The 14823-nt window shown below is 71.7% G+C and carries 12 protein-coding genes; all 12 read right to left on the reverse strand.

The genetic code is table 11. The annotated features are described in order from the left end of the window. Window positions 1-71 precede the first annotated feature (71 nt). The gene (urtE, locus tag FRCN3DRAFT_RS0236340) at window positions 72-779 is read right to left on the reverse strand and encodes an urea ABC transporter ATP-binding subunit UrtE (protein WP_007516153.1); all 708 of its coding nucleotides are present in this window, start codon (window positions 777-779) and stop codon (window positions 72-74) included. Beyond that, complete coding sequence (gene urtD / locus FRCN3DRAFT_RS0236345; RefSeq protein ID WP_007516154.1) at window positions 776-1621, reverse strand: urea ABC transporter ATP-binding protein UrtD; 846 nt, start codon at window positions 1619-1621, stop codon at window positions 776-778. Before urtD ends, urtE begins: the two co-directional genes overlap by 4 nt. Continuing rightward, the gene (urtC, locus tag FRCN3DRAFT_RS0236350; protein WP_007516155.1) at window positions 1621-2868 is read right to left on the reverse strand and encodes an urea ABC transporter permease subunit UrtC; all 1248 of its coding nucleotides are present in this window, start codon (window positions 2866-2868) and stop codon (window positions 1621-1623) included. The genes urtD and urtC overlap by 1 nt, the downstream gene beginning before the upstream one ends. Next, window positions 2865-3743 (reverse strand): urea ABC transporter permease subunit UrtB, encoded by an 879-nt coding sequence (urtB, locus tag FRCN3DRAFT_RS0236355; protein ID WP_007516156.1) that lies wholly within the window; start codon window positions 3741-3743, stop codon window positions 2865-2867. Before urtB ends, urtC begins: the two co-directional genes overlap by 4 nt. A 32-nt stretch (window positions 3744-3775) precedes the next feature. Continuing rightward, complete coding sequence (gene urtA / locus FRCN3DRAFT_RS0236360; protein WP_269799873.1) at window positions 3776-4969, reverse strand: urea ABC transporter substrate-binding protein; 1194 nt, start codon at window positions 4967-4969, stop codon at window positions 3776-3778. Window positions 4970-5445: 476 nt separating this feature from the next. Next, complete coding sequence (locus FRCN3DRAFT_RS0236365) at window positions 5446-9813, reverse strand: EAL domain-containing protein (protein ID WP_232794361.1); 4368 nt, start codon at window positions 9811-9813, stop codon at window positions 5446-5448. 214 nt (window positions 9814-10027) lie between these two features. Next, window positions 10028-10513: a bacterioferritin gene (gene bfr, locus FRCN3DRAFT_RS0236370; RefSeq protein WP_007516160.1), complete on the reverse strand. Its 486-nt coding sequence runs from the start codon at window positions 10511-10513 to the stop codon at window positions 10028-10030. A gap of 91 nt (window positions 10514-10604) precedes the next feature. Next, a complete protein-coding gene (locus tag FRCN3DRAFT_RS0236375; RefSeq protein WP_027141256.1) occupies window positions 10605-10802 on the reverse strand; it encodes a (2Fe-2S)-binding protein in 198 nt (65 codons plus the stop codon). Between the two features lie 342 nt (window positions 10803-11144). Beyond that, window positions 11145-11951 carry a family 1 encapsulin nanocompartment shell protein gene (locus FRCN3DRAFT_RS0236380; protein ID WP_007516161.1) on the reverse strand — a complete coding sequence of 269 codons (807 nt, stop codon included), beginning with the start codon at window positions 11949-11951 and terminating at the stop codon, window positions 11145-11147. Continuing rightward, window positions 11948-12358 carry an encapsulin-associated ferritin-like protein gene (locus FRCN3DRAFT_RS0236385; protein ID WP_027141257.1) on the reverse strand — a complete coding sequence of 137 codons (411 nt, stop codon included), beginning with the start codon at window positions 12356-12358 and terminating at the stop codon, window positions 11948-11950. The genes FRCN3DRAFT_RS0236380 and FRCN3DRAFT_RS0236385 overlap by 4 nt, the downstream gene beginning before the upstream one ends. Window positions 12359-12490: 132 nt before the next feature. Beyond that, on the reverse strand, window positions 12491-13252 hold the full coding sequence (locus tag FRCN3DRAFT_RS50220; protein ID WP_007516163.1) for an OmpA family protein: 762 nt from the start codon (window positions 13250-13252) through the stop codon (window positions 12491-12493). A gap of 256 nt (window positions 13253-13508) precedes the next feature. Further along, on the reverse strand, window positions 13509-14711 hold the full coding sequence (locus tag FRCN3DRAFT_RS47975; RefSeq protein WP_106410589.1) for a phosphatase PAP2 family protein: 1203 nt from the start codon (window positions 14709-14711) through the stop codon (window positions 13509-13511). Window positions 14712-14823: the final 112 nt, after the last annotated feature.

Here is a 14823-nt window from a genome sequence, read left to right on the forward strand (position 1 = left end):
TCGACCCGCCACGACGATCAGCCCATCATCGCCCCGGTTGCGGGCGCGGAGCGTCCGGCAACGAGAGCGCCTCAGACTGCCAGGAGACGGACCAGGTCCGCGTCGTGCAGGTCGGCGGCGGTGCCGGCGTGGGCGACGAGGCCGGCGTCGAGGACGATGAAGCTGTCGGCGAGCTTGATCGCGGTGTCGATGTACTGCTCGACGAGGAGGACCGCGAGGCCGACCTCGGTGTGCAGCCGCTCGATGACCTCCTCGATCTCGGCGACGATGGACGGCTGGATGCCCTCCGTCGGCTCGTCGAGGATCAGCATCGTCGGCCCGGTCACCAGCGCCCTGGCCATGGCCAGCATCTGCTGCTGGCCGCCGGAGAGGAAGCCCGCGCGGCGCTTCAGGAACGGCCGCAGGCGCGGGAACACGTCCAGCGCCTCGTCGATCGCGCCCTTCTTGCCCTTGGCCGCCTCCCAGGTGACCTGGAGGTTCTCGTAGACGGTCAGCTGCGGGAAGGTCTCGTGACCCTGTGGGCAGTAGCCCATCCCCCGCCGCACCCGGTCGTAGGTCGCGATCCGGGTGATGTTCTGGCCCTGGAACTCGATGGTGCCGGCGGAGGGAGGCAGGATGCCCATGATGGCGTTGAGCAGCGTGGTCTTGCCGACGCCGTTGCGGCCCATGACGCAGACCAGAGCCCCCGCGGGCACCTCCAGGTTCACGCCGAAGAGGACCTGTGCCCGACCGTAGCCGACGTCCAGCGAGGTGACCTTCAGCATCAGCTCGTCACTCATGGGGTGACCTCCAGCCCAAGCGCGGCCGCGGCCGCCCCACCAGACTCGTCGTCTTCCTTCTTGCGGCCCAGGTAGACCTCCTGGACCCGCGGGTCCGCCTGCACCTCGGCGACCGTGCCCTCCGTCAGGACCTTGCCCTCGTGCAGGACGGTGACGACGCTGGCGAACCGACGAAGGAACTCCATGTCGTGCTCGATGACCACGACGGTGCGTTCCTCGGCGATCTGCTGAAGCAGCACGCCGGTGCGTTCGCGCTCGTCCTTCGTCATACCGGCGACCGGCTCGTCGAGGAGCAGCAGCTGGGGGTCCTGGGCGAGCAGCATGCCGATCTCCAGCCACTGCCGCTGGCCGTGCGAGAGGATCCCCGCCTTCCGGTCCGCCAGCTCGGCGAGCTGCGTCGTCTCCAGCACCTGCGCCACCGGGTCGCTGATGCCCTTGCGCCGCAGGAACAGCTTCGGGACGGGGATGCGGAAGCTCGCCGCCAGGTCTATGTTCTCCAGGACCGTCAGGTCCTCGAACACCGTCGCCGTCTGGAACGTCCGGCCGATCCCGAGCTTCACGATCCGGTATTCGCGCCGGCCGACCAGCTCCGTCCCGGCGAAGCGCACCGAGCCGGCGGCGGGCTTCGTCAGCCCGGTGATGACGTCGACGAGCGTGGTCTTGCCGGCGCCGTTGGGACCGATGAGGAACCGCAGCTCGCCGCGCTTCACGGTGAAGTCGATACCGCTGATGGCGACGAACCCGTCGAACACGACCCGCAGCCCGCGTACCTCCAGCAGCGCCTCGCCGACGCCGTCGGCACGCTGGGCCGGAATGGTGGTGGTCTCCTCGGACGTCGTCATCACACCGCCTCCTGCCTGGTCGCGCCCTGCTCGGGCACGACCACCGCGTGGTCGCCGGCCAGCGCGACGGCCGGTGGGCCGGCGGGTGGGCCGGGCCGGGCCGGGGGCTTGATGCCCAGCCGTCCCATCAGCACCGGCGCGCCCTCGCGCACCTGCTTCAGGAGCCCTGCGAGGCCCCTGGGCAGGAAGGCGATGACGCCGATGAACAGTGCGCCCTGGAAGTAGGTCCAGGCCGACGGGTAGTCCTCGGAGAACGTCGACCGTGCCCAGTTCACGACGACCGCGCCGATGATGGCGCCGGCGAGCGAGTAGCGGCCGCCGACGGCGACGGCGATCACCAGCTCGATCGACGGGACGATGTCGAGCATGCCGGGGTTGACGATGCCGACCACCGGCACGATCAGCGCGCCGCCGACCGAGGCGGTGACCGCCGAGATCGCGAACGCGATGGTCTTGATGACGGTCGGGTCGTAGCCGAGGAAACGGACGCGGTCCTCACCGTCCCGGATCGCCAGCAGCAGCCGGCCGAACCGGCTCGCGACCACCAGGCGCAGCAGCAGGAAGACGACCAGCAGCACGCCGGCGGTGATGAAGTACAGCGTCCGGTGGCCCTGGTCGGCGTAGGTGTCGATGCCGAAGAACCCGCTGAAGTTCGTCAGGCCGTTCGTGCCGCCCGTGTAGCCCTGCTGACCGATCAGCAGGATCACGAAGGCAGCGGCGAGCGCCTGCGTGAGGATCGCGAAGTAGGCGCCGCGCACCCGCTGGCGGAACACCAGCAGACCCAGCAGCGTCGCCACCACGATCGGCAGGATGATCACTGCGGCGATCGCGACGACCGGGCTTCGGAAAGGCTCCCAGAACGCCGGCAGCTTCTCGACGCCGCTCCAGTCCATGAAGTCGGGGACGTGGCCGGGACCGGCGTCGTGCAGCTTGAGGTACATGCCCATCGAGTAGCCGCCGAGGCCGACGAACAGGCCCTGACCGAGGGTGAGCATGCCGCCGTGGCCCCAGGCGAGGCCGATGCCGATGCCGACGATGGCGTAACACAGGTACTTCGTGAACAGCGGCAGGCGGAACGCCGGGTCCAGCACGTACGGCGCGATCACGCCGACCACGATGACCGCGACGAAGACGAGCCGCCAGGGCAGCTGGGGCGTCACCAGCCGGGCCCGCCACCCGCCTTTCGCGGCGGCCGTCTCGTTCTCCGGTGCCGCGGTCGGCTCCGTGGCCGTCAGCGGGGCGCTCATGTGAGCGCCCGGCTGCGAAGGACGAACATGCCCTGGGGGCGAGCCTGCAGGAAGGCGACGATCGCGACGAACACGACCACCTTCGCCAGGCTCGCGTTCGACCAGAACTCGACGTAGCTGTTGAGCAGGCCGAGCGCGAACGCCGCGATCAGCGCGCCGCGCAGCTGGCCGAGACCGCCGACGACGACCACGAGGAACGCGTCGACGATGTACTTGGTGCCGAGGGTGGGGCTGACCGTGCCGACCAGGGTCAGTGCGACCCCGGCGACACCGGCCAGCCCGGAGCCGATGAAGAACGTGATCTGGTCGACCCGGTCGGTGCGGACCGCGCTACAGGCCGCGAGCTCACGGTTCTGCATCACGGCCCGCATCCGCCGGCCGGCCGGGGTCTTGCTCATGTACAGCCCGATTCCCACCAGGCACACCGCCGCGAGGCAGAAGATGTACACCCGGTTGTAGGGAATCCGGATACCGCCCACGTCGGCGCCCCCGATGAGCCAGTCGGGGGCGACGACCTGGACGCCGCGGTTGTCGATCAGGTCCCGAACCAGCTGCTGCAGGATGAGGCTGACGCCCCAGGTGAGCAACAGCGTGTCCAGTGGCCGCCCATAGAACCTGCGGATCAGCGTCCGTTCGAGAATTACCCCGAACAGACCCGCCACGACGAACGCCACCGGCAGGGCCGCGATTACCGCATTGTGCCCCGCCCAGCTCTGCAGCATGTACGTCGTGTAGGCGCCCACCATGATGAACTCGCCGTGCGCCATGTTGATGACGCCCATCTGACCGAACGTGAATGTCAGGCCCAGTGCAGCCAGCAGCAGCACCGCCCCGATACTCAGCCCGATTGGCAACTGGTTCAGGAACCCGTTCACATCAACCGCCCTCTGTTATCTAACCCACGCGCCTACGAGGACAGACCCTTGGCCCATGGGTACTCCGCGCCCTTCAGGTATGGATCGGGCTTGATCGGGCTCCCCGAGTCCCAGATCGACTTGATCTGGCCGTCGGCGCCGATAAGACCAATCCGGGCGGTCTTGTAGACGTGCTGGGTCGGACCGTCGATCGTGACCTTGCCCTCGGGCAGGTCGAGCGAGATTCCGCCGGCCGCCTTCTTGACCGCCTCGACGTCGGTGGTGCCGGCCTTCGTGACCGCCGCCGCCCACAGGTTGACCGCGTTGTAGCCGGCCTCCATCGGGTCGGAGGTCACCTTGTCGGAGCCGTACTTGGCCTTGAAGGCCTTGACGAACTCGGTGTTCGCCGGGGTGTCCGTCGTCTGGTAGTAGTTCCAGGCGACGTACTGGCCCGCCAGGTACTCGGTGCCGATCGCCTTGACCTCCTCCTCGGCGATGGACACGGACATGGTCGGGATCTGGTCCGGACCGATGCCGGCGGACTTCAGCTGCTTGAAGAACGCCACGTTCGAGTCACCGTTGAGGGTGTTGAACACGAAGTCAGGCTTGGCCTGCTGGACCTTGTTGACGATCGTCGAGACCTCGGTGGAGCCCAGCGGGAGGTACTCCTCGCCGAGGATGTCCATCCCGTTCGCCTCGGCGTAGGCCTTGATGATCTTGTTGGCGGTACGCGGGAAGACGTAGTCGCTACCGACCAGGAAGATCTTCTTCTTGTCCTGCTCCTTCAGGTAGTCCAGGGCGGGAACGATCTGCTGGTTGGTGGTGGCGCCCGTGTAGAAGATGTACGGGCTCTGCTCCAGGCCCTCGTACTGCACCGGGTACCACAACAGCGCCTTGTTGCGCTCGAACACCGGCAGCATCGCCTTGCGGCTCGCGGACGTCCAGCCGCCGAAGACGGTGGCCACCTTGTCCTGCGAGATGAGCTTCTGGGCCTTCTCGGCGAAGGTCGGCCAGTCCGAGGCACCGTCCTCGACCACCGGCACGAGCTTCTTTCCGAGCACGCCGCCCTTGGCGTTGATCTGCTCGATAGCGAGCAGCTCGGAGTCCCGGACCGTCACTTCCGAGATGGCCATGGTCCCGCTGAGTGAATGCAGCAGGCCGACCTTGATCGTGTCCGACGACGAACCGCCGTCAGACGATGAATCCCCCGACCCCCCACAGGCCGCGAGCAGGAGAGCGGGCAGCACCGCGAGCGGTGCGAGCCTACGCCAGGACTTTCCGAACAATTCCTTGCCCTCCCTAGGACGCTGATATCGATCAGTGTAGGGAGAGCGGTTACCGGGGCGGGACCCCCGAGTTACCCGGAAGTTAATCCGCGCGACCCGTCATTTTTCCGGGCGGCGCCCGGCGAGAAATTCGTGACCAATAAATTTCCGACGTTAGGGCAATTATCATCCAGCCGCCACCACTGCGGGCCGCCTTCACCAGATCGTTACGGTGGGAGGCGGTTGTTTCCAGGTCGTTTCACAAAATGCGACCACACCATCGGGCGAGTTCCGGACATCCGTTCACCGACGTGCGCGCATACCGTTCACCGACCGCCGGCGCGCCCCCGTGTTACACCTGTCACCAGGCCGTGAACCGGTCCTGGGTTCGCGCGGCCCCCCAGCGGCGGCCCCCAGCGGCGACCGCCGTCGGTCAGGAGTCGGCGCTGGCGAGGGAGCTACGGCCAGCGGTAAAGGCCGCCAGCGGTGCCGCCGGTGTGATGACCGATGTTGTTGATCGTCACGATCTGGGTCTCGGCCGAGTCGCGGGCCGCCGGCGGCGGGCCGGTGGCGGCGTCGGTCTCCGGTTCCTCGGCTCGCGGCCACTGGGTACCCGGGTCGGTCGCGCGCCGCGCCGTCGACGCCGGGCCCTCCTCCTGGGGCGGGCCGTCGGCACCGCTGGCGCCGTCGGCCGCCGAGAGCGGGTCGGCGGTGTGCCGTCGGGCCCACTGCCGGCCACCCACCCGCCGCCGCCCGACGGCCCCGTCCTCGCCGACCGGTCGGCGGCGCGCGGACCGGCCGCCGGACGGGCGGCCCTGGTCCTCGCCCGGCGGCTCCCCGGTGGTGGCGCCCGGACCTGGACGTGCCTCCCGGCCGAGCTCGGTGTTCCGGACCTCCCAGAGGCCGCGGTCGGGGCTTTCCCCCGCGGCCGGGCCCGACTGGCCGGCGGTGGGCCACCCCGTCCCGTCGGCGCCGTCGCCCATGACGCCGGGGCCATCGCCGTCGCACACCGCGCCGAGGCCGGCGTCGCCCGCAGCCGCGGGCACATCCCCGACACCGGGGCCGGGCGCGTCCCGGCCGATGCCGCCAGGCGGGCCGCCGAACGGTCCGCCGACACCTCCGCCGATGTCCAGACCGGTTCCCCCGCCGCCGGTGTCGTTCCCCGCGTCCGGTCCGGGGCCCGCGGCGACGACTCCGCTCACGGACACGATGTCCCACGGCGCCGGTCCGGCACCGCCGGAGGCGCCCCAGCCACGCGCCCTGTCCCAGCCACCGCGCGGGCCGCCCTCGCGACCAGTCGCCGAGGCGCCGCCCGGTCGGCCGCCGTCGTCGCCCGGTCGGTCGCCGCCGTCGTCCGGCGGGGGAACCCGGGCGCCGAACAGCGGGTCACGCCCGAGGTAGCCGACCCGGTCGAGCCCTAGCGGGTCGCGCCGGGATGCGTCGTAGCCGCCGTAACCGCCGCCCTGGTAGCCGTCGGGCGGCAGGCCATCGGTGTTGAAGCCGCCCCGGGAGTACCCGCCGCCCGCCCGCCCAGGGTCGGGAAAGGCGGGTCCGGCGGCCCCGCCGATCGACAACGGACCGCTCGGAGGCCCGCCAAGCGCGAACCCGCCCGTCGGCGGGTAGTCGGGCACCTCGTCGCCGGACGGCGGCGCTACCGAGGGGAAGGGCGGGAACGGCGGCGGGTACGGCGGCGGCGTCGCCGGCCCGTAGGACCAGGTGGGGGCTCCCCCGGCGCTCTGGGCGTCGGCCGGGCCGCGTCCGGCGGCGTCGTCCGGCGGCGTCGTCCCCGGGAACGCCGGGTAGGTCAGCGACGTCGGCCCGGTCAGCGACGTCGGCCCGGTCGCGGGTGGCATCGAACCGGGCGGGAGGTCGCCGAGGCCTGGCCGCTCCCAGGACACCGAGCCGCGGTTCTCCGCGCGCCGGCGCTCCGCCTCCAGCCGGTCACGGCGGATCCGCTCGGCCCGGTCCCGCTCGGCGCGCTCCCGTTCCAGCCGCTGCGCCCGCTCGAACTCGACCCGCTCACGCTCTGCGCGCTCACGCCGCGCGCGCTCCAGCTCGGCGCGCTCGCGTTCCACCCGCTCCAGCTCCGTGCGTTCCCGCTCCACGCGCTCCAGCTCGGCCCGCTCGAACTCAGCCCTTTCACGCTCGACCCGCTCACGCTCGGCCCGCTCGAACTCGGCCCGCTCGAACTCGGCCCGCTCACGCTCGACCCGCTCACGCTCCGCGCGCTCGAACTCGGTCCGCGCGTGCTCGGCCCGCTCGAACTCCAGTCGCTCCAGCTCGGCTCGCTCCAGCTCCAGTCGCTCCAGCTCGGCCCGCTCGAACTCCAGTCGCTCCAGCTCGGCTCGCTCGAACTCGGCTCGCTCGAGATCCGCGCGCGCGAGCTCGGCCCGCTCGGCCTCGGCACGGTCCGCGTCGGCACGGCCGGGCCCCGCGGGGTCGCCGGCCGCGGGACGCTCGGCGAGCAGCTCGGCGAGCGGGCGCGGCGGCCCGACGTGGAAGCCCTGCGCGTAGTCGACGCCGATGTCGCCCAGGGCACTGGCCAGCGACTCCCGGTCGACGCCCTCCGCGATCGTGTACATCCCGAGCGTGCGGGCGATCCGCACGACGGCGTCGACGAGGGCGATGTCCTGCGCGTTGACGTCCGCCTGCTGGACGAACTCACCGTCGATCTTGATGCCGCTGAACGGCAGCGTGCGCAGGTGGACGACGGAGCCCATGCCGACGCCGAAGTCGTCGAGGATGAATCGGCAACCGGCCGCGGTGAGCTTCTCCGCCAGTCGGCGGGCCGGCTCGATGCTCACCAGCGTGGACCGCTCCGCGATCTCCAGCCCGAGCCTGGCGGGGTTCACCTCGGCGGCCCGTAGCGCGTCGAGGACGAAGTCACCGAAGCCCGGGTCCTCGACGGACCTGGCCGAGATGTTGACGTGCAGGTAGAGCGGCCCGCGCGGCCCGTCGGCGACGAGCGCGGCGATGGCCTGGCTGACCACCCACCGGTCCAGCCGGAGCACCAGCTCGGTCCGCTCGACCGGCTCGAGGAACTCCCGCGGCGACAGCTCCGGGAGGAGCCCGTCGCGCAGCCGCACCAGCAGCTCGTAGCCGATGACCCGGCGGGCGGCGAGGTCGACCAGCGGCAGCGCGTCCACGGCGAGCGTGCCGGCCTCCAGGGCGGCACGCACCCGCTGGGTGACGGACACCCGCCGGGCCGCCTGCTCGTACTGCTCGTCGCTGAAGAGCCGGGCGCGGTCGCGCCCGGCGCCCTTGGAGTCGTAGAGGGCGAGGTCGGCCTGGGCGAGCGCGGCGGTGTCGTCCTCGACCGTGGCCAGCGGAACGACGCCGATGCTGACGGTCACCCGCAGCGCGAGGTCGTCGACCGGGATCGGCGAGCGCGCGACGGCCTGGCAGAGCTGGTCGGCGACGGTGAGGCCGGTCTCGCCGTCGCCATCCGGCAGCAGGACGGCGAACTCGTCGCCGCCGAGCCGGCCGAGCAGGGCGGCCGGCAGCTCATCGCGCAGGATCTGGGTGAGACCGCGCATGACGGTGTCGCCGACGGCGTGGCCGCGCAGGTCGTTGATGTCCTTGAAATGGTCGACGTCGATGATCAGCAGCGATCCGGCGCGGCCGGCGGGGAACGCGGCGAGGTGCTCCCGCAGCTCCCTGGTGATGCCCCGCCGGTTGAACAGACCGGTCAGTGCGTCCCGCTCAGCGAGGTTCGCCAGCTCCTGCTGGACGCGGTGCAGGTCGGTGATGTCGTGCGCCGTGCCGAGGACGCGCGCCGCCCGCCCGGACTCGTCGGCGACGGCCTCACCGTGGCACTCGAAGACCCGCTCGCCCTGGCCGGCGCGGTCGAGGATCCGGTGGACGAAGGTGAACGTGCCGACGGACTCGATCGCGTCGCCGACATGGTCGCGGATCATGCGCTCGTCGACGGGTGGCAGCATGGTCAGGATCTGGCGGAACTCGACCTTCTCGGTCGAGTCGAAACCAAGCAGCGCGAGCAGGTTGCGGGACATGGCGACCTCGCCCGTCGCCAGGTCCCACTCCCAGGTTCCGGTGCGGGTGAGCACCTCGATGCGGTCGAGCCGGTCAGGCGTCGCGACCGCCGGCGGGACGGGTGAGGAGCCCGCGTCCGCGAGGACGGGCCGGCCGACACCCTTGCCCGCGGGCGTGGGCAGGTTGCCGGCGGGGCGGGCCATGGCGACGGTCGCCGCGTCCACGCTCGGGCCCCAGGCCGCGTCGTCCCACTCGGAGGTGCCCCGCCAGGTTTCGTCGCCGCCCACGGCGGTGTCCGGCCGATAGCCGGCGGTGACGTCGAAGAGCTCGTAGAGCGTGAGGCCGTCCGCCCAGCTGCCGCCGGGCGACGTGAGCGGCTGGCAGCGCAGCCGCAACCAGCGGGCGGACCCGTCGGGCGCGGTCCAGCGGACGTCGACCGGAGCCGCGCCGGGTACCAGGCCCGACAGGGGCAGCCGCGCCTCCGCGACCGCGTGACGCGCCCTGGCGCGCTCGGGCAGCCGGTCGCCGGATTCTGGATCGGCTATGGGGCGACGGAGCCCGGCGTCCAGGTCGGATCGGCGACGGGGATCCGGCGGGTCCGCTGGCAGCTGCCCGGTGAGCCGCTCGTCCGCGTGGTCGTCAGCGCCGTCAGCGCCGTCACCGACGCCGTCGGCCGCGCTCGGGTCCTCGGCGCCGGCGTCACCGCCCTCGTCCCGGCCCCCGGACCCGGCGCCGACGACGGCGGCCAGCGCGGCGTTGACCCAGACGACCCGGCCCTCGGTGTTCACCACCAGGAGCCCAGCCGAGACCGCGTCGGCCACCAGCCCAGTCACCGCGGCGACCAACGCACCTCCCGCGCAGCGTCTGCCGGCCGCGCGACCATCTGCGCTGGCCAGGCCCTCCGCTGGGCAGTCTAGCGGCAGTCGTCCGAGTACATTCCGTTAGGTCCGCTTGGCGGCGCGAAACGGTCACCCCACGTAGCCGCTTCAGGCCGCCATGCGCATCGTCCAAGATTCCCCTGGCAGGGGGATCTTGGGCGAAATGAGCTCAGTCGGAGCCGTGCTTGTGGATCTGCTCGGCGAGGTACTGGGCCGCGGTCACCTGGCGAATCAGCTCGAGCTGAGCCTCCAGCCAGTCGATGTGCTCCTCCTCCTCGTGGATGAGGTGCTCGAAGAGGACGGCGGTGCCGAAGTCGGACTTGCCGCGAGCCAGCGTCACACCCTTGCGGAGCGTCTCGACGTTCTCCAGCTCGCGGGCATAGTCGAGCTCGAGCATCTCGGGCACTGTCTCGCCCGTGCGCAGGGTGTGCAGCCGCTGCAGGTTGGGATGGCCATCGAGGTAGAGCACGCGATGGATGATCTTGTCGGCGTGCTTCATCTCGTCGATGGACTCGTCACGGTAGTGGTGCGCAAGCCCGTGGTAGCCCCAGTGTTCCTGGATCCGGTAGTGGAGCCAGTACTGGTTGATCGCGGTGAGCTCGTTGGTGAGCACCGCGTTCAGGATCTCGATCACCTCGTCGTCGCCACGGACCACGCAAGGCCTCCACTCATCACCGCACCACGGGAAGCGGCCGTCTCGACGACGCCGTGTAGGCGTCTTGTCGAGCGGCCAACCGGCGCGGGCGTCAGGCGGCCCGCGCCGTACCAGCGACCGGCTCACCGCCGCGATGACACAGCAAGAGTTCCGAGATCTCTTCGAGGCAGCCGCCGCATCCGGTGCCGGCGTCGCAGCGCTCGCCGATCTCGTCGGCATCGCGGGCACCCGCAATGATTACGCTGCGTAGCGTCCGGTCGGACACAGCAAAGCACGAGCAGACCAGCACCGCACCTCACCACGCGGGACGGGCCGGCGTGTTCCACCGCCGACCAGGCACTTCGGGTTCGTTGTCCGGGTTCCTCGCATTGGGATCAACCCTAAGCTAAGGCTTCCCTAACGAATACAGAGTGCCAGTTAGGCTCACCTAACGCAAGGCAGCCTAACCATCAGTCTCGCGCTGCGTACATCGTCACATCCCGCCCCGCCCGCCGCCCCGCGACGCCCTCCCGACCCTCCGGTGACGTTCCGACGCCGTCGCTACGCACGGCGACCAGCCCGGTAACGCGGACGGGCGGACGCCCCGAAGGATCGCCCGCCCGCTCGCCCGCCCGCCGCGAACCCGGCCGCCCTAGGCCGGGCTCAACGCCACGGCCGCGTCCGGCTCGTTCACCCGGAAGCTCAGGCTCTGCTCCAGGTAGAGCTCGACGACGTCCCCGCTGTGCCCGGCATAGCCGACGGAGAGGTCCATGCCGGACTCGACGACGAAGTCCCCGCCACGCTGGCTGAGCACCACGGCGCCGCGGATGCCCGGAGCGCGCACCACCGGCCCGTCCAGGATGTGGCGCAGGTGGTCGAGCAGCAGGTAGCCACCGTGCTCGGCGGTCTCGACGATGGCCGTGAAGCCGTCCGGCTCGATCGCGAGACCGTAGGAGCCGCCGATGCCGGCGTGGCGCAGCATCGCGACCGCCTTGGCGACGGTGCGCGGGTAGAGGTTGGTGTCGTCCGGCAACGACAGCGCCGTGTGCGAGCTCGCCTCGACGATGCCGACGATCCCGGCCTCCTGGTAGCCGTGGAAGATGAACGAGTTCTCGGTCGTCGCCATCGCCCGGGCGGCGTCCTCGAGGGCCGACAGGTCCACGTCGTCGGCGCCCCGGTCGATGTCCTCGAGCTCACGGCGGTCCAGGGTGAACGGGACCTTCAGCTCGACCAGCGGCTGCACCCGGCGCAGCCGGGCTCGCACCCCCTCCGACGGGGGTGTCCCGACCGGGGTGGCACGCCCGAGCGATGTCGCCGAGTACTCCCAGCCGTGCGGGCCGGAGAAGTCGACCAGCTTGCGGCCGGCGAGGTTGACCGTGAGCCTGGTCCGGGCCTCCTCGTCGACGACCTTCCATGCCTCGTCGGTCAGCGGCGCGTGCCCGCGGAGCAGGTGGTTCATTCGGACTTTCCCTTCAGGCCGCCGATGCCAAGTGAGTAGTCGACCCCCGCTGGCGAGGCCACGCCCGGCTCGGCCGGCGCCTCGGCGACGCCGTCCCGGTTCATGGCCCGCGCCTCGGCCTCCAGCACCGGGCCGTCCGCGAAGAGGTAGGTCCGTAGCTGCTGGTCGAGTACCGCGTCCTGGCGGCGCAGCCACTCGAGCGTCATCGCCGCGTGTTCCTTCTCCTCGTCCCTGTTGTGGGCGAGGATCTCGGCGAGCTCGGGATCGGTCGCCGCCGAGACCCGCTGGTCGTACCAGTCGACCGCCTCTAGTTCCTCCATCAACGACACGATTGCCCGGTGCCGGTCGACAAGATCTGGTGTGAGCTTGTCGGGCTGTTCGTGCAGCCCCATGCTCGAGTCCGCCATGGACGTGTACCTACCATGCCCAAGGCCGGTCCAATGACCACGGGCGACGATTTTCGCCCAATGCGGGAACTACGACAGAACCATCGTCCGACAATCATCCGGCTCAGGGCGGGACCGGCGCGGTCAGGGCCGTCAGGCGCTCGGATCGGGCGTGATCTCGACGCGGCGGTTGGCGGCGCGCCCTGCCGGGGTGGCGTTGTCGGCGGCCGGGTGGCTCTCGCCGAGGCCGACGGCGCGCAACCGGGCGGCCGGCACCCCCCTGCCGACCAGGTAGGCGACGGCGGCCTCGGCGCGGCGGACCGACAGCGCCTCGTTGTACGGCGCCGGGCCGGTGCTGTCGGCGTGTCCGGCGACCACCACCGGTAGCGCGCCCGCGCGCAGGACGATGGCGACCCCGTCGAGCGCCGCCAGGTCAGCCGGCGACAACGCGGCGCTGCCGCGCGCGAACGTGACCGGATGGCCGCTGGCCGCGGCCGCCAGCGCTGCCCTGGTCACCTCGTCACCCCCACCGGCGCCGCGAGCCCCGTCATCGCCCTCGTCCCCGCTCGGAGCCCCACCGGAGCCGTCAGAACCCTGGGTGGCGACGCGCGCGTCCGCGCCCAGCTGGGCCGAGCTGACACCGTCGACGCGAGCGGCCCGCAGCGCCGTCTGAGCGGCGGCGAGGCTCGGGAAGTCGCCGTGCAGGGTGACCGACGTCCCGGCGACGGTCACGGCGACCTGCGTCACGCCAACCCGGCGCACCGCCTCGCTCGCCCGCCGCCCCAGGTCCTTCTCGATCGGCCCGCGCCGCGCCGCGATCGCCAGCAACGCGAGCAGCAGCCAGACGACCAGCAGCGAGACGGCGAACGCGACCGGCCGAGGACGGCGCGGGCGCGCCACGGCGGGCAGGAACATGAACGGACTCCGAGCTGAGGACGCGGGCGAGCGCGGCTGCCGGGCACGCGTCGACGCGACCCTTTCCGGCATCACCGGGATGCCGGACATCAACCACGACAGCCGCAACTGTCGCACATCGACCCCGTGACCAGGCACGCGCCACTCCGGCACACCGCGACAGGTGGCACCCATGGGCACGAGGCCGGCCCGGGGAGCGGGCCACCGAGACCGTCGAGCAGGTCCTCGTCCTGAGGGCGGGCGGTCAGGTGGTAGGTCAGGTGAGGGTCGCGAGGCCCCCGCCGGCCGGGCGCGCCTGACCAGTGGGAAGGCCTTCGGCGGCCTCACCGGGTGGGCGCTGGCCGGGAGCGGCCGCGGCGGCCGACACGTCGGGCGCCGGGTCGGCGGCCGCCTCCGCGTCGACGGTGACCTCCGCTCCGGCGATGGCTTCGGCGTCGACGGCGGGCTGCTGCCCCACGACGGTCGGAGTGGGGACGGCCTCGAGCGGCGGCGCCGAGGGGCGGTGCGCGGCGAACCGGCGCGACGAGCGACGAGTGAGCGCCATCGCGGCCAACGCGGAGACGCCCAGCACGGCCCAGCCGGCGAACGCGTCGAGGATGTAGTGGTTCGCGGTGGCCATGACGACGAAGGCGGTGGCCGCCGGGTAGAGCGCGCCGAGCACCCGCAGCCACTTCCAGCGGGCGTTGCGCGCGATCAGGACCCCGCACCACAGCGCCCAGGCACAGTGCAGCGACGGCATCGCCGCGTACAGGTTGGCGACCTTGTCGAGGCCGTGCGGGGCGGCGCTCGCGCTGGCGCTCCACCAGCCCCAGTTGCTGTAGTAGGACATGGTGTCGATGTAGCCGGCGTTCGGCAGCAGCCGGGGCGGCGCCGTCGGGAACAGGAAGAACCCGACCAGGCAGAGGATCGTGGTGAAGGCCAGGGTCCAGCGGGCGCGCGAGTACTTACGCGGGTGACGCCGGTGCATCCAGAGGATGACGACCGGCGTGACGATGAAGTGCAGCGTCGCGTAGTAGTAGCAGCAGGTGATCGCGAGCGCGGGCACGGTCTGCAGCCAGTGGTTCAGCCCCAGCTCGATGTCCAGCCCGAGGTCGGCCTGCCAGCGCAGCAGCCGCTCACCGGTCCTCGTCGCCTGGTCGACGGAGCCGTCGGCGAAACCGCGGGTCCCGGTGTAGCAGTAGTACAGCGCGAGCAGGATCAGGATCTCGATCCACCACACCGGCCGGCCCGTCTCGGGGTCGCGCAGCCGCCGCCGCCACCGGTCGGCGCCGGTCCGGGCGGGGGTCTGGGCGTGGGCTTCCGCGGCCCCGCCGGGCGCCTCGCCCCGCGCGGCCACCGCCGTGGGCAGCTCGGAGGCCGGCCCGGTGGGCGCCCGGTCGCGTTCCGCACCCACGGCGCCGGGCCGCGCCTCCTCCGCCCGCTTCGCCGGGACACCCGTCCCGCCCTGGCCCATTGACATCCCTCTACTCAACCCGACGCCTCCGACACATGTGCCACCGGGCCCGCCTCGAAAGCCCGGACGGGCCGAACTTCACACAAGGCACGCGGGACATGGCAGAGGGCCTGGCCCG

The organism is Pseudofrankia saprophytica (assembly GCF_000235425.2).
GTDB lineage: Bacteria > Actinomycetota > Actinomycetes > Frankiales > Frankiaceae > Pseudofrankia > Pseudofrankia saprophytica.